The following is a 21280-nucleotide window of genomic DNA, read 5'->3' as shown; positions in this document are numbered from 1 at the left end:
CGTAGGTTTTGTTTTTATTACTGATCCGGGTGCTCAACGCTCTATGGGATCCGATTATCGGTTGGCTGGCCGATCGGTTTGCTCCCGCCTTTGGCCGCAGGCGCAGTTTCTTCATCGGGTCAATCCCTATCACGCTGCTCTCAAACCAGCATCGACTGCTGAGCGGAGATACCCGCCGTCGCGCCGTGCGATGATGCCAGGGTGACCGAGGGCATTCCGGGGTTGGCAAGGTCGCCGGCGGCGTAGATCCCGGGAAGGCTGGTTTCGCGGCGTTCGTCGACCTTGAGGGCAATGCCGAGGGGCGTATCCACCGTGGCGAGGCTCAGTGATTCATGCAGGCTTGCGGACGGCTTGTTGCGCGGATGGGCGAAGAGGATGTCGACCGCAACATTGCCGCCGGTCTCGAGATTGACGGCGGTATGGCCTCCGTTATGGGCGATCTCGTTGATCCGGCCCTCGACGACAGGTGTGTTGCGGTGCGCCAGATCGGCCCGGATATCGGGCGGAATGCCGTGACCGTCGGCGAAGACCGTCAATCTGTCGGTCCAATCGTGGAACAGCCTGACCTGATTGTGCGACTGCGGGCCGGACCAGACGAGACCCCAATGCTGGTCGGCGACTTCAAAGCCGTCGCAGTAGGGACAGGGCACAATGGACGTGCCCCAGCCTTTGGCAAAGCCCGGAACATCAGGCATCTGGTCGGCGACGCCATAGCTCAGGATCAGGCGGCGCGCCGCAAGGCTTTCGCCATCGCCAGTGAAGACGGAGAAATTGTCGATGGCGCCGGAGACGCTGTCGGCCCGGGCATTCACCAGCCTGACCGTAGGATAGCGCGCCAGCTGCCGGCGCGCCTCGGCCAAAATCTCCAGCGGTGGCTTGTGATCATGGCCGAGCAGCCCATGCGAATGGCCGGCGAAGCGGTTGCGCGGCAAGCCGGTATCGAGAACGGTGACCTTGCGGCGGGAACGGCCGAGCTGCAGGGCGGCGGCGAGACCGGCAAAGCTGCCGCCGATGATGATAACGTCATCCATGGTAGTAAGCTCCGTGTTGTGGATGGAGGGGCGTGGGCTGAGCCCGGCGCGCAATATCGTCCAGCGATACGCGCTCAAAACGGGCAGCGAGCAGGGCTTCAGCATCGGCGAGAAACTCGCCCATCACTGTGTTGACCGACCGGACGATGCCGCATTCGATATTGCCAGGCAGCGCGGATTTGGAGGACATGGTTGAAACCCACCTAATGGCTTGCACATTTTAGAAACTGCATGGTATCGTAATTCAAGAATTAGGATACTGTCAAGGACTGGAATTGTCGTGACCGAAAATAGCCAGGGCCGGCGCGGCCGGCCCACCAACCAGGCGCTTGGCCAAACGATAGTCGACGCAGCATACGAACTCTTTGTGGAATTGGGTTTTCAAGCGGCGACATTGGATAAGGTCGCCCAGCGAGCGAAGATATCCAAGCTCAGCATCTATCGGCACTTCGAGAACAAGGAGGCATTGTTCAGAGAGGCCATCGCGGCCCGCTGTCATCAGTTTGCACCACAGGCCCTTTTTGAAGGCGTCGACGGTTCGGCCGAAGAACAGCTGATGGCGGCCGGATCATCCCTGCTTCGCACGCTGTTGAGCCCGGACGTCCGCAGTGTCGAAGCCATGGTCATGGCCGACAAGACGAATCAAAAGTCGTTAAGCAAGCTCCATTACGAAGCGGGAGCAGCCCATGTCATCGCCCAAATCGAGGCCCTGTTGCGTCAGTTGCACGCCAAGGCGGTTCTGAACGTGCCCGATCCCCTTCGGTCCGCCCGCTTGTTTGCCGCGCTTTTCAAAGGATCCGATCTCCTGATTATCGCACGCTTCGATGAGGCGAGAGCAGAAGACGAAAATGAGATCGAATCCTATTGCCGGTCGGCCGTCGCCATGTTCATCGCCGCGCACGGCGGCAGCGACGCCGCGGGCGGATAGCCCAGGAGTACTTGCTTGATATTTTGGATGCTTGCATTGACTTCCACGGGACTATCATCTTGGGCAGCGGGTTGAGAGTAACCGCTACGGTTCCGTAGATCGCTGCAATCCAGTTGCTGCACAGGCACTTGTTGGACGGTCGGGCGTAATGGAAAAGCGAGGCAAAGTCGGTCACGGTATCATGATGCAAGCCGTCGGGGTTAGTCGCTATCAGATCGGGCCACCGAATTAACAGGATTCCTGTCTCCAGCTTGGCATTTGCCGCGGTTATTTCGCTGATACGGACCATCCGCCATCCACCAGCAAATTCAGTCCCGTGATGAGCGAGGCCGCCGGCGATGCCAGAAATACGACAGCACCCACGACATCGTTCGTTTCACCGATCCGGCCCATGGGAATATGCCCAAGTGTTCTGTCATAAAAGTCTTTATCAGCCAGCGCGGGCCTCGTTCCATCGGTCCATATGAATGTCGGCGCGACAGTGTTGACCGTGATACCGTGCGGCGCCCACTCAGCTGCGAGACAACGCATCAGGTGATTTATGGCGGCTTTGCTCATACAATAGATTGCTTCGCCGCGAAGCGTCACCGTACCGGCTTGGGAGCTGATGCTGATGATGCGGCCTGCCTTTTGTGCGATCATCTGCCGGCCAACGGTTTGGGTCATCAGGAAGGTGCCCTTGATGTTCACCTGGAGAATCTCATCCACATCTGCCTCAGCAACACGCTCTGCAAGATCACCGGGTGCGACACCAACATTGTTCACAAGGACATCGATCCGTCCGAAGCTCTCAATCGCCTTGGCGACAGACGTCTCTATCTGACCTCGTTGTGAAATATCCAGCTGGACGGGAAGGACTTTCCTTCCCATACCTTCTATTTCCTCAATCAGTTCCTTGGACGTAGCAACGTTACGCAATCCAAGAACAATATCTGAGCCTGCGGCAGCGCATGCAAGGGCGCAAGCTTTGCCGATCCCGCGAGATGCTCCCGTCACCAAAGTCACTTTTCCTGCAAGGCTAAAATCCGGGGCATGTTTAAGCTGATTTGCCATGATCCTCCTCCGGGGTGATGAATTCACATCCCAACCAAGCGATAAGATTATTGGCACGCCGAGTAAAGTTCCAGCTCTAGAGCGCCTACGGCAATAGTGCCGATGTTGACATATTTGGCTTGGCAATTCATCAAAGGTTTATGAAATCGCAGGAACTATTGCTCGCCTCCGAGCTCACCTCAGGTTTTCCAAAAATCCGCGCGATCCTCGCGAACCGATTTGCGGGCACGAAACTCATGATCGTCCCCACTGCGGCTTACGGCGAAGGATGGAAGCCGGATTACGAGGGCCACTATCGCCCATTTGAAGAAATCGGCTTCGAGGTTATTGACTATGACCTCGTTGGCAGGACGTCAGATGAGGTGAAGGCCGCACTCGGCAAGGTCAGTGCCGTTTACATGAGCGGAGGTAACACCTTCTACCTCCTCGACCACATGCGCAAAAGCGGCTTCTTTGATCACGTGCGCGAACGGATCAGAGAAGGACTGGTCTATATCGGCTCAAGCGCCGGCTCGATTGTCGTGACACCGGATATCGGTTACGCGGACGCCCTGGACGACCGATCAAAGGCAGAGCAAAACAACGATGTCGGTCTCAATCTGGTTAATTTTTCGATCCTGCCGCACATGGATCATGCCAGCTTCAGCGCTTTGGTTCAGAAAACCTATCATGCGTTTGAAGGCAACGGGACGATGTGCCTCGGCCTCAATGATGATCAGGTCATCCACGTTGTGGGTGATTCATTCAAGGTGATTTGAGACTGAACATTGGCTTAAAAGCTGTTACGCTCGTGATAGGTACGCAGGAACGACTGAATACGCGCGTCCTCGGGATGATGCAGGATGCGGTCGGGGCTCGCCACGCTGACCAGTTCACCTTTTTCCATGAACCCCACCTGATCGGCAACATGCGCGGCGAAACCCATTTCATGCGTTACAACCACCATCGTCATCCCCTCGCCAGCCAGCGTCCTCATAACGCTCAGCACCTCGCCCACAAGTTCCGGGTCAAGCGCGGATGTCGGCTCATCGAATAGCATCAGCTTGGGTTCCATGGCGATTGCACGGGCAATTGCAACGCGCTGCTGCTGACCGCCGGAAAGCCGCGACGGATGGCTTGCGCTCTTGTCTGCCAGCCCAACCTTGGCCAGTGCCTCGCCGGCACGCCGATCCGCATCGGCTTTCGATAATCGGCGCACTCGGACCAACCCCTCAGCCACGTTTTCCCTGGCTGTCATGTGCGGCCAGAGGTTGAACTGCTGGAACACCATGCCGATCGATCGGCGCATCTCGCGGAGCCTGCGGCCCGACATCTTCTTGTTGGGTGCATCATAGCCGATAAGCTGACCGTCAATGCGGACCTCACCGGAATCGTATTCTTCGAGGAAATTTATGCAGCGAAGAAGGGTCGACTTTCCCGAACCCGAAGGGCCAATGAGACAGGTAACCTTGCCCGGCGGTATCGATAGGTCGATGTCTTTCAACGCTTGAAAATTGTCATAGTATTTGTTGACCTTGCGCATTTCGACTGATGACGCACCAAGCATCTTACGTCCTTTCGATCAGATGTTTCGTGATGCGCGCTTCCAATCTGAGTCCGACGCGCGAGATCGTCTCGACCAGACCCCAGAAGAACAACGCCAGCACCAGATTTGCCTCCACATAGCGGAAGGTTTCGGCGGACATGCGCTGCACCTGATACAGCAGTTCGGGAACGGTTATAATCGACAGAATGACCGTTTCCTTGGTGAGGATAATCGAGAAGTTTACCAGCGCTGGCAGCGCGGAGACGAGGCCCAGAGGCAACAGGATTCGTCGCACGATATCGGATTCGGACATGCCGATCGCACGGGCCGCCTCGATCTGGCCATCGGGTACGGCGCGGAAGCCCGAACGAAATATCTCCGCGAAGTAGGGACTGCCATAGATCGTCAGACCCAGCAAGCCTGCAGGCAGCGCGTCAAGGCGCAGGCCGACGAGTGGGCCGCCATAGTACAGAACGAACAACTGGACGAGGAAAGGGGTGCCGCGGATCACTTCGATATAGGCCTGGACGATCCATGTCACCCAACGTGGCGCATAGCGTTGAATAAGCGCAATGACGAGGCCAAGCGCCATGCCGAAGACCGTGCCAAGCGCCCAGCATAGGATGGTATTGCCAAAGCCCTTCAGCAGCGAGGGGCCGTATTGCTGCAGAACGCTCCATTCCATCAGACGGCCGTCCTGTGTTCGAGATAGCGTCCCAGCGCGGCCAGGCACAGATTGATCAGCAGATAGATGCAGGCCGCCGCTATATAGACTTCAAGCGGACGGAAGGTGGTAGCGGCCTGCGCCTGGCTGGCGCGAGTAATTTCGAGAATACCGACGACCGAAACCAATGAAGACGCCTTCACAAGCAGGATGAGCTCATTGATCAACGCCGGCAGCGAAAGCGTCACAGCTTGGGGAAGGATAACCCGGGTCCATACGTCGACGGGCGTCATGCCAATGGCGACCGCAGCCTCCGCCTGCCCTTTCGGTAACGCCGCGATCGCGCCGCGCCAGATTTCGGAGATATAAGCGCTGGCGCAGATGCCCACGGTCACCACGGCGGCGACCATTGCTGGCACGTCCAGGCCGATAACCGGCAAGGCATAATAGAACACCAGCAATTGGACCAGCAGTGGCACGCCGCGCAAGAAACTGACCCAAACGGCTGCAAAGCGGCGCAGGGGCGGGTATGGCGACAGGCGAGCGGCACAAATCAGCGTGCCGATCAGAATACCCAATCCGATGCCAAGAACCGAGATCAGCAGTGTATATCGCGCTGCCCAGAACAATGGCCCGAAGCTTTGAAAGAATACCGCTAGGGAAAACATCCACCCTCACTATGCTCAAGCGCGCGGGCGGCGCCACCTCCGCCCGCGAGCGACTTATTTGGCCGGTACTTCGCGCGGCAATTCGGTATAGCTGCCCAGCCACTTTTCCTGGATAGCCTTGACCCGCCCGTCGTCTGTCATCTTGAGCATCGCATCGTTGATGGCCTTGTTGAAGCTTTCGCTATCTGCATTCTTGCGCACCACCCATGCGAAATATTTCGGTTCACCGAACTGGGCTGGCGTGAAGAGAGCAAAACTCTCCGGACGGCTTTTCACGAGATAGGTGAGGTTTGGGAGTGACCCCGCGACCGCATCCAGTCGGCCGGCGGCGAGATCGGCATAAGCTTCGTCCGTGGTGCCGTATTCCTTGATCGTCACACCGCCCAGCTTCTGGCCATAGGCCTCAAGCTGCTTGAACTGCGCGGTGCCTTGCTGGACGCCGACGGTCTTGCCCTTGATGTCTTCAGGTTTGGTAAGTTCGCTGTTGTTCGCGGCTTTGAGCAGCGAGACGGTTGCATCGGCAATAGGCAAGGTAAAGCCGTAACGCTCCAGCCGCTCCGGCGTGATGGTCACCGGGGCGATCACGATGTCGAACTTCTTGACCTCAAGCCCCGGCAGCTCGGCAGTCCAGGGGATATCCTGGTACACTGGCTCGGCCCCGATTTCCTTGGCAACCTCATCGAACAAGTCCTTGGTCATGCCCTCATAGGTGCCATTGTTCAACATGTCAAAGGGGGCGTAGTGCATGTCGGTCGCAGTGACGATCTTGCCGGCCGCCTTGATGTCCGCAAGCTGGTCGGCCCCGGCGGCGCTGGCAAAACAAAGTGCGGCTAAGCCGAGAAGTGTCCCTTTGACGGTCATGTGAATGTTCATTGCATTTGCTCCTTTTGAACCAACGGGATGGATACGGCCAACACACGCATTGCGTCGGCGTATTATAGATCAGAAAGTACCGGACCGATGTACGTGTTTTGCGCGCAATCGGCTGCTTCCACCTTCGAGCTGGCCTCAGCGTGACGCGTTCCCTTCATCGCCCGATCACTCCACAACAACAGGGGCATCGCCGCTGCAGTTTCTGCTTCGCCCACGCAAGACTGCCATGCCCCTAACGCTACGAGAAGTTCGTGTTTCCGTGATTCGGCAAAGCGACCGAACTATGGAGTCTACTCATACGTTTCAGCCAAGCGGGAAAGCAAGAAAATTGACGCCATGCCCGCATCGTTGATGCGTGCGACAAGTGGCCATAATTCCCACTAAGTCAACTTCCAAGTCCGTTTTGGCCTGCACCGGCTCCTGGTCGAAGTCTTGGTCAAAAGAGATCGCGCAGCATTTCTGCCGGATTGCTCGTCGGACCGGGAGTTGGCGGTAGAGGCGACGGTATTTTTGGCATTGTTGGGTCGGGGGTTGGCGGCAAAGGCGACGGTATTTTCGGCATCGCGGGATCGGGAATAGGGGATATCGGGGACGGTATTTTCGGAATTGTAAAATCGGCAGCGGACGGTATCGGGGATGGTGCCGGAACCGCGAGGCCTGGAACGTGCGACATTGGGGATGGTATCGTCGGGCCCGTGCCAGGAATGCCGGGCAATCCACCTAGTATCTGCGGCAAAGGCAGCTCTCGTTGCTGGAAGAACTTCACAAGCTCTTGGGTGCTGCCAAACTCGAGATCGCCGATCGTAAACGCGAAGCCAGGTTCGCCGGGGCAGTTGGTCCTGACCTGTCCTCCGGTTGCCGCGGCAGCAAGCATCCTTTCTGCGGCAGCGCGATCGTAGCCTGTCGACTCCGAGCTAAGCAATTTGATGGTCAGATTGGCTGCTATCCAAAGTCCTCCATCATCACCTTCCACCCGTCTTGGGACGAGTGCGTACTGAGCCTCGGCCCACGCCGGTGTGAACAGCAAGTTGTCTTCCCCGCCTTTGATCTGGAGCGGTTTGCCATCCGGGCCACGGCCCCGTCTTTGAAAAGGCAAATCACTCAAGAGCATCACATCCGGAGCGGTCTGCAGGCCAACCGGAACATTGATGTTTGCGCCGACTGACGGAACTGACACCCAGGCTTCCTCGAACTGTGCTTTTCTGTCCGTTTTGAGCGCCAGTTTGATGTCGCGGCAACCAATGTCGGGCTTTAGCATTACGGCTGTGTTGCCACCCACCTCCCTTATTTCGAAGCCAGCATCGAACCCGGACGCAATAGCTGTGTTTCCGAGCAGGTCGACCGTCGTACCGACACCTCTTCCTACCAACGGGTCGACATGCAGATCTAAGGACGCCCTGGCGTCGACCTGCGCATCGAGCGAAACCTTCAGGCGTCGCCCTTTGGTCCATGATATGCCGACTGCATCGACCATCAGTGTTGCCGTGACCGCTCCTGGATCAGTAAGCTCGGCGAAAACCCCGCCTTCACCTAGAACATCCGAGCTCCATTTTTGCTCGGCAAGCCGGCCCTTGGATTGCACTGACTTGACCGTCGCAGTCCTGTTTGCAGCCGGGAGCTGGTTGAGTTTGTCTTGGACCAGGTGAGCCACCGTTCCGTTTACCCAAAGAGCAATATCGGCGTCGTTCAATTTGGGTATCCGGATTCTCTCTAGATCCTTTCGCATTCTGACGATGTCATCCTGAATTTCAGGTGGGGGCTCATCTTTACTAATTGCCACTGGTTTTTCGGTAAAATCAGTCAGCAGCCATATGCCGCCCTCGAGGACGACTGCGTTGGCGGCGTGAATTTTTTGCGCCAGTTTGTTTGGCGGTACGTCGATCTGAACCTTGATCCAGTTTTCATTTTTTGGATCGCGAATTGGAACTGTCTCTGTCACATCCTGCTTCAAATCGTAGGCGAAGCTGTTTTTGAACGGGAGCTTCAAGGTGAACGCTTCGGTGAACTTTGGCATGAGACCCGTTTCAATGAGCTCGCTGGCATAGCTCCTCGACTTGATACTGGACCATCCCCATCCGAATTCGGGATCGAGTCTCAACAGAGAGAGCGAGAACACGGCTTGCGCTTCGCCATTTGCCTCTTCTTCGATGCCTTTGAAAACGAGGGAGGCTTGCCCACCAAACTTTACAGTCAGATCCCTTTTCTTCGAATAGGCGTCGAGGCGAAGGAATGCCCATGCGAAACCAGCTTGAAAGTCGACAGTAACATTCCGCAGATGGACGACGGTGTCCTCATCTGAATGGAATTCGGGGTCGTAGGCAATTTGTGCGTCCTTCAGGCTCTCCAGTGCGGTGTTCATTCCCCGCTCCGAAATAAACAAGCCCGCTGGCCACGCTTCAGGAATGGGCTTCTGCCTCAGGAGGTTTTCGGCCTCCGACAGCGACCTCCACTCCGTTAGGGTGCGGTCACGCTCGAAACTTGAATCCTGTAGGGCCAGCCACCCGACACCCATGGCTGCCAATAACGCAATTGCAATGATGACGCGTACGCCCGTTCCCATGGCATGATCCCAACGCCGGATGACTGCAGTGTCAAATAGATGATAACATTTATTGCCGGGGCCGGTAGCCCACTCCTCTGATCCGTGTGCGCGTCAGATGGCCCGATGGGTGTTCCAGGAAAGTAATCCGGGTACTTGGAAGTGACGATGTGGACAGAGGTCGCAACGCCGGTGCGATATTCAGATTTCCGGAGAACTCCATTGCAGCGCAGCTGTCGAAACGGGACTATCCCAAAAATGCAACTCTTCCTCGTCAAGCAACGACAACGTGACGGAAAGACCAGCCATATCGAGCGAGGTCACGTAGGTTCCTACCAATGATCTCGCGACACTAATGCCTTTAGCTTCGAACAGGCGCCGGACAATATTGTAGATAAGGTAAAGTTCTGGCGTCGGAGTCCCCCCAAAGCCGTTTACCACAACCAGCGCACGGTCCGTGCTTTGCTGCTCTATATCCGCGAGGATGGTATTGCAGATCATGCCGGCAATCGTGTCGGCATCGGCCAGTTTTTGCCGGGAAAGCCCGGGTTCGCCATGTATTCCAACTCCAACTTCCATCTCATCCGGGTTCAGCACAAAGGTGGAACGTGCCGTGTCAGGAACGGTGACGCCACCGAGAGCCACGCCCATTGTACGAATCCGCGTGTTCATCCGGTCACCAAGCGCCTTCAATCCGGCCAGATCCATTCTTGCCTCGGCGGCGGCGCCAAGAATCTTCTCGACGACGAGTGTGCCGGCAACCCCCCTCCTGCCGGAGCTTCGCGGCTGGCCGGCCACCGCAATGTCGTCGCTTACAATAACCGTTTCGATCACGTGCCGCCCCGTCACCGCCTCCGCAGCCATTTCGAAATTCATCAAGTCCCCGTCATAATTCTTGACGATCAGGAGGCATCCCGCTCCGGTGTCGGTTTCTTCGATGGCAGCGACAATCTGGTCGGGCGTCGGAGAGGTAAAGATATGTCCGGTACATGCGGCATCCAGCATGCCCCGTCCGACGAAGCCGATATGCATAGGCTCATGGCCGGCTCCCCCACCCGATATGATCGCAACTTTTCCTGGTATAAGATGGCTACGCCTCACAAACTTCCGGTCGGAACCGAACACGACCAGACGGTCGTGGGCCGAAACGAAGCCTTCAAGGCTTTCGGCAACCATAGAGGCAGCCTTGTTCATGAATTTTTTCATCGTGCCCTCCACTGGCATCGACTTATTCCAGCCCGGCTCTTGAGCTTACCATCAAGCCACCCTGAGGATAACGGATTAGGCCGCGAGGCCGTTCTAGCGCCCACTTTCATGACATTAATGGGCCCCGACCCTAATCTGAACTCCCCAAAAGGGTTGCGATCTTCTGGACAAAGTCTGTGATTGCTTCATCCACGAGCCGATTTTTCTTTTCGTCTCCAAGATCCGGAACCATCATTGACAGCGATCTCAATCCGTCGGTACTGCCAAAGTCCGGCAATTTTCCCGGATGCGCGGCATGATAGGCCGCCACAAACTGTTCCTGCTCGGTCGGACTAAAGTGACAAACCCTGAAAATTGTCGCCAGATGTCGCGCCGGCAGTGGCGTGGAGTAAGCGGGACTTGTAATCTGGGTGACGAAACTCCGGTGTTTACCGAGGGCCGCGGCCAGACGCTGACGGGTTCCTGAAGGGCGATTGTCGATGATCTGCGCAAGTATGGTCTTGTAGACCACAATGGGATCTTCCATGATTTCCCGCGTCATCTTAATGCGCCGCCGCCCTGCGGTCAGCGTCATTGAACTGGCGCCTTAAATTGGCTTGCAATCTAAACATTTCGGCCATCGACTTTTCCCTCGTCGAAATTGTGTTCGACCAGTTCTTTCAATGCCTCAATTGCTTCTGCCGCACCAATTCCGTCGGCGCGAATTTTCAGAACCGAACCCTTCCTGATTTTGGCTCCCATAACCTTTACAATGCTTTTGCCGTTCAGCCAGATGCTGTTACCGTTCACTTCTATCTCGATCGTGCAGGGAAAGGATTTGGCAAGACGGGTGAAAATCACGGAGGGGCGGGCATGCAATCCGGTTCCGTGCACGACTTCGATTTCGGTCTGTCGCTGCGCCGTCACGCGATCTGACTCCTGTATTCTCGCATCCTGCTTGTCGCTCATGAGGGCGAAAGTTCCTCGGCTGTAGCCACCACCTTTGCGAGCGACGCCCCCCCGGACGCTTCCGCAGCGGCAATGACCGCACCCTCGACAATAGGTGCATTGCAGATGGCGACGATCCCGGAGCGCGATTCGCCTAGCATTTCGATCGCCATTTCGCTGTTGGTCTCCGCGCCGCCGAGATCCACGAATACCGCAACTCCATGGTCGGACCATGCTGCCTCTATGGCCGCAAGAATACCCGCCGCATTGGTACCGAGACCACCCTCGGAATTGCCTCCGCACCATGAAAGCGGCACGGTATCGCCGACCATTTGGCGCACCATATCGGCAGTGCCTTTTGCAACGAGTGGCGAGTGCGATACGATGACAATACCCACATTTGCAGTGTTGCCTTTCATGCCGGACGATACTCCCTCAGGTAGCGGCAAATGGCTGTCGTCAGAAGGGCACAGCTCAATGCCCCCGGGTCGACATGGCCAATGGAACGATCTCCAAGAAACGAAGCACGTCCCCGCATCGCTTTCATGTCAGCGGTTAGTTGAGCAGATACCTCCGCCCTTTTGGCTATGTTGATCAGGGCTGATTGCCTCGCCATCTCTGTTTGAACGGGGTAAAGCACGTCCAGCAACGTTTTGTCACCTGCATGAGCACGCCCGCGCCGCGCCACTGCATCGACCGCCTCTCCGAGGATGCTCGCGAAATCCGCCTCGTTTCCCCCGACACCAAGCCGCCGCCCAATCTCTATTAGCAAGGTCCCGTACAGCGGCCCCGCTGCGCCGCCAACGCTCATGACAAGCGTCATCCCAATCGTCTCGATTGCCTGCGGCAACGGCAGGCTACAAAGCCTTTCCCGATCCAGATACACCGCCTCGCAACCGCGCCGCATGTTGGTCCCGTGATCCCCATCGCCGATGGCTCGATCGAGTTCGCACAGGTCATCAGCATTGATCACGATGGCCTCGTGGCAGGCTTCGATCAGTCCCAGCACGAGCTCCCGATCAGTCTGCAACGACGGAAGTCTCCCCTCGCGCGACTTTACCATCGATCACCTTTGCAACAGTCGCGAAAGCGGCCGCGACAGCGATGGCTCCCGGATCAGCGACACCGGCGAGGTGCCCAGCACCCACATACGATGCCCGGCCTGCTTTTGCTTTACTCATCTCCATGGTGGCATTGGCACCCGCAGCTGCCGCCCTGGCAGCGTGAGACGGTCCATTTGCCGCCAAGGCTCGCAATGCCGGATCGAGCGCGTCGACCATGGTTCTGTCACCCGGTCTGGCTCCGCCGTAAAAAGTCATGCGATCAAGGCCTTCAAGCAGCGCAGCCGGCAGATTGGTCTTCTCCTTCATTGCCTTGGCGGCGGCCGTGAAAAAGATCGAGAGCAGAACACCACTTGATCCACCCATGCTGGTTGCCAAAATCCCACCGATTGCTGCAAGCGTTCCCGCGTTGTCAGCGAGCGGCAATGATCTGATCTTGCCAAGCACGCCTCGTGCCCCCGCAGCAACTGTCGATCCCGTATCACCGTCTCCAGTGCGGGCATCCAGACGATTGAGCTCGGTTTCAAGCGAGATCAGATGCTGGCACATGGCGGTCACCACTTCTTCCGCCAACGGATCGTGGCTCGCCGCGGCAACGGCCTCTCTAACCGCGACCTTGGGCGCGGGAATAATATCCAGGCCATGCCGTAGAACTGGCGGAGCCCACGCATGAGGGTCGACGGGAGAGGCCAGCGCCGTCTCACGTTCTGCGTCGAGTCGGATGAGCGAAAGCGAAAAGCCGTTCATGTTGAGCGCTGTCATCATTGGCGAGGGACCGATCACCAGCTTCACCCGATCCTCCAGCGAAGACGCAAGAACATCATGGGCAATGAGGCTCATTTCCAACGGCGGCACAGCCCCGAGATTATTGATCAACAACGCATAATCGCCCGTCCCTGGCAGAGACGCCGCCAGCCGCTCCGCCATGATGGCGACGATCTTACCGGATTCCTGGAGCGCGATACGTTCGACGCCCGGCTCGCCATGAATACCAAGACCGAGTTCGCCCTCGTCAGCGCCGAGGCGTTGCTGCTGCTCCTGGCCCGGGATCGAGCATGTCGACAGCGAGACACCCAGCGACACAATCTCCCTGGCTGCCGACGCAGCAGATGCAGCTACATCGTCAAGGCTATCGCCGCGTTCGGCGAGAAAGCCCGCGATCTTGTGAATGAACAGCGTGCCGGCAACTCCGCGCGGCTGGGCAAGGTCGGGAAGCGCAATATCGTCCGCTACGATGACCATCTCCACCCTGAACCCTTCGGAGCGCGCTCTTTCAGCGGCGAGCCCAAAATTCAGCCGGTCGCCGGTGTAATTCTTGACGATCAGCAGGCAACCTCTCGGCCCGGTGACAGCGCGGATCGCCGTAAGCACGGCATCAACGCTCGGAGATGCGAAAATCTCGCCCGATACGGCGGCCGTCAGCATGCCCCTTCCGACAAACCCGGCGTGGGAAGGCTCATGACCCGCACCGCCCCCCGATATGACGGCGACCTTAGACTTGTCCCAGTCCGCACGCAGGATGACCTTAATATCCGGATAGCTATCAAGCCGCGCAAGCTTACCGGGACGACTGGTCAGCAACAGACCATCGAGTGACTCGGTGACTATGTTTTCCCTGCGGTTGAAAAAGTGTTTCATCGGCTTTTCCAGTCTTTCGTCTTTACGCGTTTTGAACAACCATTTGGATCCGTAATCCCTCAAACCACCCTGTTGCCATCTGCCCCGAAATAAAGCGGATTTCTCAGCGCCAGGCCAATTGGATCTCCCGGCTGCACCGGGAGGCGCGGGTTCGCCAAGGTGATCAGCTTGCAGTCGCCGACCCGTATATGCAGGTGATTCTGATCTCCGAGGTGCTCTACCCAATCGACGTGCGCATTAACATGGCCGCCTAGTGTTATGTCCAGATGTTCGGTCCGGGCCCCGACTGTTTGAGTACCCGCCGGGATGGTGCCGCCCGGAAGAAGGTTAGCCGGAAAAAGATTAATGTGCGGCTGCCCAAGCCGGGCAGCGACATGAATATTCGCCGGGTTGCTGTAGATCTCTCGCGGCGTTCCAATCTGCACCAATCGACCCTCGGTGAGAATGCCTATGCGATCGGCCATTGTCATGGCTTCGATCTGATCGTGCGTTACGTAGAGAAGCGTCGATCCGAGTTCTTTCTGTATGCGTTTGAGTTCCAGCCGAAGATCGGCGCGCAACTTGGCGTCCAGCGAGGAAAGCGGCTCGTCCATGAGATAGATCGCCGGGCGGCGTACAAGCGCCCGGCCTATGGCGACCCGCTGCATTTCGCCGCCCGAAAGCCGGGTCGAGCGGTTTTCAAGCTTGTGGTCAATGCGCACCATCCGCGCAACTTCGCGCACCCGTCTGTCGATCTCATCCTTGCCGAGACGGCGTGCCGGCGAGCGCAGAGGAAAGGCCAGGTTGTCGTAGACCGACAGGTGCGGATAGAGCGAATACTGCTGAAAAACGAACGCGACATCGCGACCCGCAGGCGCTTCTTTCGCTACATCATATCCGCCAATAACGATGCGGCCACTGTCGGGGCGCTCCAGCCCGGCGATCAGACGCAGCGTCGTGGTCTTGCCGGCACCGGTGGGGCCAAGCAGGACGACGCATTCTCCGTCGGCAACGACCAGATCCACATCCGTGACGGCACGGGTTTCGCCGAAATTCTTGTTGATGCCTTGCAGGACGACTTCAGCCATGATGATGCTCCGCATAGCGGGACGACGGAACCGCCCTGCCCGATTTGCAGTCGAAGAGAGACAGTCTGTCGTAGTTGAGTTCAAGCCCCACGGTTTCGCCAATACGGAAATGCTGGTCGGCCGGCACACGCGCCTTGACCAGTCCTTTACCCATCTCGACGGCGACGATCTGATTGGTTCCGTGATACTCGCTGCCAAAGACAGCGCCGCGCAAAGGGGATACATCGCTGAAACTTATATCTTCGGGCCGCACCCCAAGCGCGAGTTCGCTTTCCGCAAGGTCGAGATGGATTTCCGGCACAGAAATATCCACGCCATCGACGACAATGGATCGCGCGCCTTTTTGTAAGCCAGCCGTAAACCGCAGAAAATTCATTGGCGGCGAGCCGATAAAATCAGCGACATACATAGTCGCCGGACGATTGTAGATTTCCTGAGGCGTACCGAACTGCTCGATGATGCCGTGGTTCATCACCGCGATCTTGTCTGCCATTGCCATCGCCTCCAGCTGGTCATGGGTGACGTAGACCGTGGTGGCGTGGATCCTGTTATGCAACTCACGCAGCTCCCGAACCATCAGATCACGAAACTCCGCATCCAGCGTGCCGAGGGGCTCATCCATCAGAAAGCACTTGGGACGCCGCACGATGGCCCGTCCGAGCGCTACGCGCTGACGATCGCCACCCGCCAGACCCGATACCGACCGGTCAAGAATATGGTCGATCTGCAGGAGCTTTGCCGTCTCTTCTACGCGTGCGCGGACTTCTGCTTTGGCAACACCTTGCGCGAGCAGTGGAAACGCTATGTTCTTGCGTACATTCATGTGCGGATAAAGCGCGAAGAGCTGGAAGACAAATGCAATATCCCGCTCCCGGGCTCGATTGAACGTGACATCTTCACCGCCAAGGAAAATCTTGCCGCTGGTCGGCAGCTCAAGGCCCGCAATCATCCGTAGCGTCGTTGTCTTGCCGCAACCTGATGGGCCAAGCAGGGCAAGGAATTCGCCATCACGAACAACGAAGCTCGAATCTTCCACTGCGCTGAAAGCACCGAATTCCTTGCGCAGATTTTCTATTCTGATCTCTGCCATCGTCTACTCCGGGAACTTTGAAACGATAATGAACATGAGTGTACCCGCCAGCAGTGTGATGAGCGACCAAGTGTAAAAGATCAGAAGGAAGGGCTGGAACAGCATCAGGAATCCTAGACCGATGAGACCAGTGGCAATGTTCTCCATAGGACCGCGCCTGAGAAAGAACGGCCGTTTTTGTTTTGAAGGGACCGGTGTTTGCGCCGTCATTTGCGTACAGCTCCAAAAGTGATACCGCGCAACAGCTGCTTGCGCAGAACAATCGTAAAGACCAGGATAGGTACGACGAAAATCGTCGTGCCGGCGGCAACGGCCGGCCAGTCTTGCCCGCCTTCGCCAATGATTGTTGGAATGAACGGTGGAGCGGTTTGGGCTGCGCCCGACGTCAAGAGCACTGCGAAGGCGTATTCGTTCCAGGCAAAGATGAGGCAGAAGATGGCCGTTGCGGCGATGCCCGTGGTCGCCTGCGGCAGGACGACCTTGAAAAAGGCCTGCATGCGCGTGTAGCCGTCGATCATGGCTGCCTCTTCGTATTCGCGCGGAATTTCGTCGATGAAACCCTTCAGGAGCCAGACGGCAAGGGAGACGTTTACGGCGGTGTAAAGCAGGATCATGCCCAGCGCGGTGTCAGATAGACCAAGCTGCCGATACATCAGGTAAATGGGGATTGCGACGGCGATCGGCGGCATCATTCGTGTCGAGAGAATGAAGAACAAAAGATCTTCCGCAAGAGGAACCTTAAAACGCGAAAATCCATAGGCTGCAAGCGTGCCGAGCGAGACGGCGAGAAACGTCGACCCAAAAGCGATTACCAGCGAGTTCTGGAAACGGGGCCAGTAGTTCGAAGGCCCGGCGATGACCATGTTACGGCTTCGGGTGATTTCGTCGCAGGTACCCGTCGGAGCCCCAAGCGAAGTGATGTACTCGGACGTTTGCCGCGTGCGCGTGGTGAACAGGTTGCAATAACCCTCCAGCGTCGGCTGAAATACGATCTTCGGCGGGTAGCTGATCGAATCCGGCGGGGATTTGAAGCTGGTCAGAACGATCCATACCAGCGGGATCATCGTGACTAATGCATAGGCGATCACGATAGTCGCAGCGATGCGCTTGGAAGTGCGGCTCGGCTCGACGACCGAATGGGCGGTGTTGACAGAGCTCATCGCTGTTTCACCTTATTGAGGGCTTTCACATAGATGTTGGCGAGGCCGAAGACCGCGACAAACAGAATGATCGCAAAGGCGGATGCACGACCCGTGCGCCAGCTTTCAAATGCCTCTCGCTTCAGCGTGATGGAGGCGACTTCCGTTGTCGAACCTGGGCCACCGCCGGTGAGAAGGGTCACCATGTCGAACATCTTGAAGTTTTCGATGCCACGGAAGAGTACCGCGAGCATGATGAAAGGCAGCGCCATGGGCAGCGTAATCGACCAGAACTGGCGCCAAAGCGAAGCACGATCCACCTCGGCAGCTTCGTAGATGTAGTCGGGAATCGATCGCAATCCGGCCAAGCAGATCAGCATGACGTAAGGGGTCCACATCCACGTATCGACGATAATAATCGCCCAGGGCGAAAGCCGAACCGAACCCAGCATTTCGAACGAGGACGGCGGGATACCTGTTAGAAAAGACACGATGTGATTGAAGAGGCCAATCTGCGGTTGATAGAGAAATCGCCAGAAATTGCCGACGACGGCTGGAGATAACATCATTGGAACCAAGATGATTGTCGTCCAGAAAGCGTGCCCGCGAAATTTCCGGTCAATCAGATAAGCGAGGGAGAATCCAATCAGCGTCTGCAGCAGGATCGTCCAGAAGACGAAATGCGCCGTTGTCTGCATGGCTTGCCAAATATTGGGATCATTCAGCACGCGGCTATAATTGCTGAGACCAACGCTTTCCAGCGCGGCATTAGGCCGGTTCGCCCTGAAATTCGTGAACGAAAGATAGATCGCCCAGATGAGCGGAAAAATATTGACGGCCAAAAGCAAAGCGATGGCGGGCGTAATGAACAGCCATGCCATGGAGCGATCGGACAGGCCGCGAATTCTGGAGGCGATGGGCGCTGGCGTAGCACGGGCAACAGCCTCACCCAAAATGGTGGAACTTGTATCGGTCACGGACTTCACCTGGGTTTTAAAGCGTCGCATTCGAAAGAACTGCCCGGTACGTTTTCGGATCCGGGCAGTCATTTCAGCACGGGGTCATCTGAAGCGCCGGAGCTTTAAAGCTTCCCGTCGTCCTTGAAGACCTCGGTCCAGTCCTTGACCAACCCATCAAGCGCCTCCTTCGCCGTGCCCTTGTCTGCAACGACGTAATCGTGAAGGCGTTTCTGCATTGCCTGGAGCAGGATAGCATAGGACGGTTCCTGCCAGAAATCCTGAACCTGGTTCATGGCCACCAGGAAGTCCGCGGCAAATGGCTGACTTTCCGTGAATGTCGGGTCGTTCAGCACTGTCTTGTGCACGGCGTATCCGCCAAGCGACCACCATTTTTTCTGAACTTCCGGCTGGGCAAACCATTTGATATAGGCGAGAGCGCCATCCATATTGTCAGTATTGGCCACGACGGAAATTCCCTGTCCGCCGAGTGTCGATGCCGCAACCTTCTCTTTCGGATTGACGAAGAACCCAATCTTGTCGCCGCCTACCTTCTCGTCTTTGTAGAGACCCGGGAAGAAGGCGAACCAGTTCATCGCCATGGCCACTTGTCCGGATTTGAATGCATCGAGGCTTTCGCCCATATAGGCATCGGTATATCCGGGCGGCGTGCAGCATTTGTAGAGTTTCTTGTAGGCCTCGAGCCCGGCGACTGCTTCTGGCGAATTGACCGCGCCCTCCATGTCATATTTGCCCGGCGTATTTTCATACTTGAAGCCATAGGGATATAGCGCCGACGTTGCGCCCATGGTGATGCCTTCGGAAGCGCGCTCGGTGAAGATCGCGGCTCCATAGACCTTCTTGCCGTCGATTTCCCTGCCATTGAAGAACTCGGCCACCTGTATCAACTCATCCCAGGTCGTTGGAGCGGCCAGATCACGATTGTACTTCTTTTTGAATTCAGCCTGAATTTCCGGTTGCGCAAACCAGTCCTTGCGGTAGAACCATGCGTTGGCATCGCCCATCGCTGGCAGCGCCCAATAGTTCGGCGTGCCTTTCGGCCATGTCGCATAGGCGTTGACCGCAGCATCGGCGAAATCGCTCATCTTGATCCCTTCCTTGTCGAAGAAATCATTGAGCTTCACGTAGTAGCCATTCTCAGCCGAGCCGCCTAGCCATTGGCTATCTCCGATGAGGAGGTCGCACAGCTTGCCGCCGGAGTTGAGTTCATTGAGGATGCGGTCGGCGAAATTCGGCCAAGGCACGAATTCAAACTTCATCGTCGTTCCGCTTTGAGAAGTAAAATCTTTCGAGAGCTCAACCAATGCGTTGGCGGGGTCCCAGGCCGCCCAACACAGGGTCAGCTCATCGGCTTTTGCCAGGTTTGGCGCTGCCGCAAAAAACATAAACGCCGAGGTCGCCCCGAGCAGGGCCTGCTTTATCGTTTTCATGCATTCCTCCCAGATACACAAGCGACACCGCGCCGCTCTTTGAAAAGATACTTCGTTCCCTTGTTCTCACACGCTCTTCCCATCGTGTTGAGTGATTTTGTTAAGTAATATCCTATTTACTGAACATTTCAAGCATGAATCGTTGCTGCACCGCACACCTTTGTATTGGATTGGGTTGCACTACGAAGTCTGTCCCAAGGGCGACCAAGGCGTACCTACCCCTTTTGCAACTGCGGATGAGATAAGGACTTCCTTGTTGAGCGGCCTCGCCAAATGAAAGATGGACGGCACTGCGAGGCAAAGCGCGCGCGAGCCCCATTTTTACCTATGCGGCCGGCAGTCCAAAATCCCACGACCAACGTTATCCGCGGAAATAAAACGGATAATTCGACTTTTCCCAAGGTATTTGGACCACAACCTTTGAACGAATCAGTATGATGACCTACGCTTTTTCGATGTACATGAAGGCGGCAGGGCTGATCTTAATTTCTTTTCTAGGGGGCTGCGCCGCCGGTGGCGCGCCGCAGATATTGGTATCGACCCGTACCGTCGACACCAGTCAGGCTTTTGCGCTGCCGCCGCCCGGCGGGCCGTCGATCGTCAGCGTCATCGAGCGGCCGTATAACAATGCGGTCCAGCAGGAGATCCTGCTCGCCACCTCCGCGCGTACGCCTGGCCAGAACGTCTTGCGCGTGCAGTTTTTTGGACCTGTCAAAGCCAATTTGTCCGGAGGCGATAGATTGCGCGACGCGCAATTGGGTGTCACCGATATTTCGCGCGAGCTGCGCGGCACCCTCCCAGGGGTAGCGATGAAACGTTCGCCGAACTATGTACAAAATCGGTACGGTCCATTCGGTTATGCATCGGGACGGTCGCGCTCGGGCGATACATGCGTTTACGCGTGGCAGCGCATTCGCCCAGGGGAAAGCCAGACCCGCTGGTTGACGGGCCGGGGATCCATCCAGGTGCGATTGCGGCTGTGTGATTCAAACCTGAGCGAGCAGGAATTGCTGGCGTTCATGTATGGGTACAGTGTCAACGCAGCATTTAATAACTATAGCTGGAATCCCTACGGCGACGCCCCGGGCCCTGCCGAAAATCTCGGCAAATCCGGTGAAGACATCTTTCCGTCCGGTCCGAAGGCACCACCCGCCGAAGCGCTAATGCCACCTCCCGCCCAGCCGCTGCGGGCGCAGCCACGGCAGCAGATCCAGCGCAGGGTCGAAACCCAGGCTGCGCCTGCAGTTCCCGCGAGAGTGAGGCCTGCACCCATCGGTCCGCTCGTTCCGCCTCCGCCCGGCATGCAGAGCACAAGTACCAGCCAGCCGATCGGTGCCGCTCCGGTGGTGCCGGGAGCGGGCACTCGGCCAGCAAATACGAATAGCAATCTTTACGTTCCGCCACCACCGGCGACCGGCCAGCAGTAAACCAGAAACCTTTGGAGCGTTACATTCATTAGGGGGA

24 protein-coding genes are annotated in these 21280 nt (G+C 57.0%); 4 read left to right on the top strand and 20 right to left on the bottom strand.

The annotated features are described in order from the left end of the window. The first annotated feature begins 8 nt into the window (after positions 1-8). Positions 9-194, top strand: coding sequence for an MFS transporter (locus tag J2X72_RS25040; protein WP_405044638.1), 186 nt, complete (start codon positions 9-11; stop codon positions 192-194). Here J2X72_RS25040 and J2X72_RS04220 read toward each other — a convergent pair. Both J2X72_RS04220 and J2X72_RS04215 read right to left on the bottom strand, forming a co-directional pair. Further along, positions 141-1031 (bottom strand): NAD(P)/FAD-dependent oxidoreductase, encoded by an 891-nt coding sequence (locus tag J2X72_RS04220; RefSeq protein ID WP_310068750.1) that lies wholly within the window; start codon positions 1029-1031, stop codon positions 141-143. The genes J2X72_RS25040 and J2X72_RS04220 overlap by 54 nt on opposite strands. Next, positions 1024-1221 (bottom strand): hypothetical protein, encoded by a 198-nt coding sequence (locus tag J2X72_RS04215; protein WP_310068747.1) that lies wholly within the window; start codon positions 1219-1221, stop codon positions 1024-1026. The genes J2X72_RS04220 and J2X72_RS04215 overlap by 8 nt, the downstream gene beginning before the upstream one ends. A gap of 90 nt (positions 1222-1311) precedes the next feature. On the opposite strand from J2X72_RS04215, the gene J2X72_RS04210 reads away from it, so the two are divergent. After that, positions 1312-1959: a TetR/AcrR family transcriptional regulator gene (locus J2X72_RS04210; RefSeq protein ID WP_310068745.1), complete on the top strand. Its 648-nt coding sequence runs from the start codon at positions 1312-1314 to the stop codon at positions 1957-1959. Between the two features lie 267 nt (positions 1960-2226). On the opposite strand, the gene J2X72_RS04205 is transcribed toward J2X72_RS04210, so the two are convergent. Beyond that, positions 2227-3012: a glucose 1-dehydrogenase gene (locus tag J2X72_RS04205; protein WP_310068742.1), complete on the bottom strand. Its 786-nt coding sequence runs from the start codon at positions 3010-3012 to the stop codon at positions 2227-2229. Between the two features lie 140 nt (positions 3013-3152). On the opposite strand from J2X72_RS04205, the gene J2X72_RS04200 reads away from it, so the two are divergent. Then, a complete protein-coding gene (locus J2X72_RS04200) occupies positions 3153-3770 on the top strand; it encodes a Type 1 glutamine amidotransferase-like domain-containing protein (RefSeq protein ID WP_310068740.1) in 618 nt (205 codons plus the stop codon). A gap of 14 nt (positions 3771-3784) precedes the next feature. On the opposite strand, the gene J2X72_RS04195 is transcribed toward J2X72_RS04200, so the two are convergent. From J2X72_RS04195 to J2X72_RS04115, 17 genes are all read right to left on the bottom strand, one after another. Continuing rightward, complete coding sequence (locus J2X72_RS04195; protein ID WP_310068738.1) at positions 3785-4558, bottom strand: amino acid ABC transporter ATP-binding protein; 774 nt, start codon at positions 4556-4558, stop codon at positions 3785-3787. Position 4559: 1 nt separating this feature from the next. Further along, entirely contained in the window at positions 4560-5222 is a 663-nt protein-coding gene (locus tag J2X72_RS04190; protein ID WP_112525714.1) for an amino acid ABC transporter permease, read from the bottom strand. Continuing rightward, on the bottom strand, positions 5222-5869 hold the full coding sequence (locus J2X72_RS04185; protein WP_209998507.1) for an amino acid ABC transporter permease: 648 nt from the start codon (positions 5867-5869) through the stop codon (positions 5222-5224). Before J2X72_RS04185 ends, J2X72_RS04190 begins: the two co-directional genes overlap by 1 nt. 54 nt (positions 5870-5923) lie before the next feature. Next, entirely contained in the window at positions 5924-6742 is an 819-nt protein-coding gene (locus J2X72_RS04180; protein WP_310068733.1) for a transporter substrate-binding domain-containing protein, read from the bottom strand. 436 nt (positions 6743-7178) lie between these two features. After that, on the bottom strand, positions 7179-9302 hold the full coding sequence (locus J2X72_RS04175) for a hypothetical protein (protein WP_310068731.1): 2124 nt from the start codon (positions 9300-9302) through the stop codon (positions 7179-7181). A gap of 180 nt (positions 9303-9482) precedes the next feature. Next, positions 9483-10487 carry a dihydroxyacetone kinase subunit DhaK gene (gene dhaK / locus J2X72_RS04170; protein WP_310068728.1) on the bottom strand — a complete coding sequence of 335 codons (1005 nt, stop codon included), beginning with the start codon at positions 10485-10487 and terminating at the stop codon, positions 9483-9485. Between the two features lie 130 nt (positions 10488-10617). Further along, the gene (locus tag J2X72_RS04165) at positions 10618-11028 is read right to left on the bottom strand and encodes a hypothetical protein (protein ID WP_310069312.1); all 411 of its coding nucleotides are present in this window, start codon (positions 11026-11028) and stop codon (positions 10618-10620) included. 62 nt (positions 11029-11090) lie between these two features. After that, entirely contained in the window at positions 11091-11435 is a 345-nt protein-coding gene (locus J2X72_RS04160) for an HPr family phosphocarrier protein (protein ID WP_310068726.1), read from the bottom strand. Beyond that, positions 11432-11833: a dihydroxyacetone kinase phosphoryl donor subunit DhaM gene (gene dhaM / locus J2X72_RS04155; RefSeq protein WP_209998516.1), complete on the bottom strand. Its 402-nt coding sequence runs from the start codon at positions 11831-11833 to the stop codon at positions 11432-11434. Before dhaM ends, J2X72_RS04160 begins: the two co-directional genes overlap by 4 nt. After that, positions 11830-12477, bottom strand: coding sequence for a dihydroxyacetone kinase subunit DhaL (gene dhaL, locus J2X72_RS04150; RefSeq protein WP_310068724.1), 648 nt, complete (start codon positions 12475-12477; stop codon positions 11830-11832). The genes dhaM and dhaL overlap by 4 nt, the downstream gene beginning before the upstream one ends. Further along, positions 12434-14113, bottom strand: coding sequence for a dihydroxyacetone kinase subunit DhaK (locus J2X72_RS04145; protein WP_310068721.1), 1680 nt, complete (start codon positions 14111-14113; stop codon positions 12434-12436). Before J2X72_RS04145 ends, dhaL begins: the two co-directional genes overlap by 44 nt. 59 nt (positions 14114-14172) lie before the next feature. Beyond that, on the bottom strand, positions 14173-15180 hold the full coding sequence (locus tag J2X72_RS04140; RefSeq protein WP_310068717.1) for an ABC transporter ATP-binding protein: 1008 nt from the start codon (positions 15178-15180) through the stop codon (positions 14173-14175). Then, positions 15173-16270 carry an ABC transporter ATP-binding protein gene (locus J2X72_RS04135; protein ID WP_209998522.1) on the bottom strand — a complete coding sequence of 366 codons (1098 nt, stop codon included), beginning with the start codon at positions 16268-16270 and terminating at the stop codon, positions 15173-15175. Before J2X72_RS04135 ends, J2X72_RS04140 begins: the two co-directional genes overlap by 8 nt. Before the next feature lie 3 nt (positions 16271-16273). Continuing rightward, positions 16274-16480 (bottom strand): hypothetical protein, encoded by a 207-nt coding sequence (locus J2X72_RS04130; protein WP_209998523.1) that lies wholly within the window; start codon positions 16478-16480, stop codon positions 16274-16276. Beyond that, positions 16477-17430 carry a carbohydrate ABC transporter permease gene (locus J2X72_RS04125; protein WP_209998524.1) on the bottom strand — a complete coding sequence of 318 codons (954 nt, stop codon included), beginning with the start codon at positions 17428-17430 and terminating at the stop codon, positions 16477-16479. The genes J2X72_RS04130 and J2X72_RS04125 overlap by 4 nt, the downstream gene beginning before the upstream one ends. Then, positions 17427-18416 carry a carbohydrate ABC transporter permease gene (locus J2X72_RS04120; RefSeq protein WP_112525741.1) on the bottom strand — a complete coding sequence of 330 codons (990 nt, stop codon included), beginning with the start codon at positions 18414-18416 and terminating at the stop codon, positions 17427-17429. Before J2X72_RS04120 ends, J2X72_RS04125 begins: the two co-directional genes overlap by 4 nt. Positions 18417-18490: 74 nt before the next feature. Next, complete coding sequence (locus tag J2X72_RS04115) at positions 18491-19816, bottom strand: extracellular solute-binding protein (protein ID WP_310068711.1); 1326 nt, start codon at positions 19814-19816, stop codon at positions 18491-18493. Positions 19817-20250: 434 nt separating this feature from the next. On the opposite strand from J2X72_RS04115, the gene bcsN reads away from it, so the two are divergent. Beyond that, positions 20251-21243 (top strand): cellulose biosynthesis protein BcsN, encoded by a 993-nt coding sequence (bcsN, locus tag J2X72_RS04110; RefSeq protein ID WP_310068708.1) that lies wholly within the window; start codon positions 20251-20253, stop codon positions 21241-21243. Positions 21244-21280: the final 37 nt, after the last annotated feature.

It is taken from the genome of Phyllobacterium sp. 1468, from assembly GCF_031455525.1.
Lineage (GTDB): Bacteria > Pseudomonadota > Alphaproteobacteria > Rhizobiales > Rhizobiaceae > Phyllobacterium.
This window is presented reverse-complemented; position numbering and strand designations above follow the sequence as displayed.

Coding starts and splice junctions, on each gene's coding strand:
- J2X72_RS04115 (WP_310068711.1), bottom strand. CDS start 19,816: ATGAAAACGATAAAGCAGGCCCTGCTCGGGGCGACCTCGGCGTTTATG.
- J2X72_RS04140 (WP_310068717.1), bottom strand. CDS start 15,180: ATGGCTGAAGTCGTCCTGCAAGGCATCAACAAGAATTTCGGCGAAACC.
- J2X72_RS04175 (WP_310068731.1), bottom strand. CDS start 9,302: ATGGGAACGGGCGTACGCGTCATCATTGCAATTGCGTTATTGGCAGCC.
- J2X72_RS04205 (WP_310068742.1), bottom strand. CDS start 3,012: ATGGCAAATCAGCTTAAACATGCCCCGGATTTTAGCCTTGCAGGAAAA.
- J2X72_RS04160 (WP_310068726.1), bottom strand. CDS start 11,435: ATGAGCGACAAGCAGGATGCGAGAATACAGGAGTCAGATCGCGTGACG.
- dhaM (WP_209998516.1), bottom strand. CDS start 11,833: ATGAAAGGCAACACTGCAAATGTGGGTATTGTCATCGTATCGCACTCG.
- J2X72_RS04195 (WP_310068738.1), bottom strand. CDS start 4,558: ATGCTTGGTGCGTCATCAGTCGAAATGCGCAAGGTCAACAAATACTAT.
- dhaK (WP_310068728.1), bottom strand. CDS start 10,487: ATGAAAAAATTCATGAACAAGGCTGCCTCTATGGTTGCCGAAAGCCTT.
- J2X72_RS04135 (WP_209998522.1), bottom strand. CDS start 16,270: ATGGCAGAGATCAGAATAGAAAATCTGCGCAAGGAATTCGGTGCTTTC.
- J2X72_RS04220 (WP_310068750.1), bottom strand. CDS start 1,031: ATGGATGACGTTATCATCATCGGCGGCAGCTTTGCCGGTCTCGCCGCC.
- J2X72_RS04130 (WP_209998523.1), bottom strand. CDS start 16,480: ATGACGGCGCAAACACCGGTCCCTTCAAAACAAAAACGGCCGTTCTTT.
- J2X72_RS04200 (WP_310068740.1), top strand. CDS start 3,153: ATGAAATCGCAGGAACTATTGCTCGCCTCCGAGCTCACCTCAGGTTTT.
- bcsN (WP_310068708.1), top strand. CDS start 20,251: ATGATGACCTACGCTTTTTCGATGTACATGAAGGCGGCAGGGCTGATC.
- J2X72_RS04185 (WP_209998507.1), bottom strand. CDS start 5,869: ATGTTTTCCCTAGCGGTATTCTTTCAAAGCTTCGGGCCATTGTTCTGG.
- J2X72_RS04190 (WP_112525714.1), bottom strand. CDS start 5,222: ATGGAATGGAGCGTTCTGCAGCAATACGGCCCCTCGCTGCTGAAGGGC.
- J2X72_RS04120 (WP_112525741.1), bottom strand. CDS start 18,416: ATGCGACGCTTTAAAACCCAGGTGAAGTCCGTGACCGATACAAGTTCC.
- J2X72_RS04165 (WP_310069312.1), bottom strand. CDS start 11,028: ATGACGCGGGAAATCATGGAAGATCCCATTGTGGTCTACAAGACCATA.
- J2X72_RS04180 (WP_310068733.1), bottom strand. CDS start 6,742: ATGAACATTCACATGACCGTCAAAGGGACACTTCTCGGCTTAGCCGCA.
- J2X72_RS04145 (WP_310068721.1), bottom strand. CDS start 14,113: ATGAAACACTTTTTCAACCGCAGGGAAAACATAGTCACCGAGTCACTC.
- dhaL (WP_310068724.1), bottom strand. CDS start 12,477: ATGGTAAAGTCGCGCGAGGGGAGACTTCCGTCGTTGCAGACTGATCGG.
- J2X72_RS04125 (WP_209998524.1), bottom strand. CDS start 17,430: ATGAGCTCTGTCAACACCGCCCATTCGGTCGTCGAGCCGAGCCGCACT.
- J2X72_RS04215 (WP_310068747.1), bottom strand. CDS start 1,221: ATGTCCTCCAAATCCGCGCTGCCTGGCAATATCGAATGCGGCATCGTC.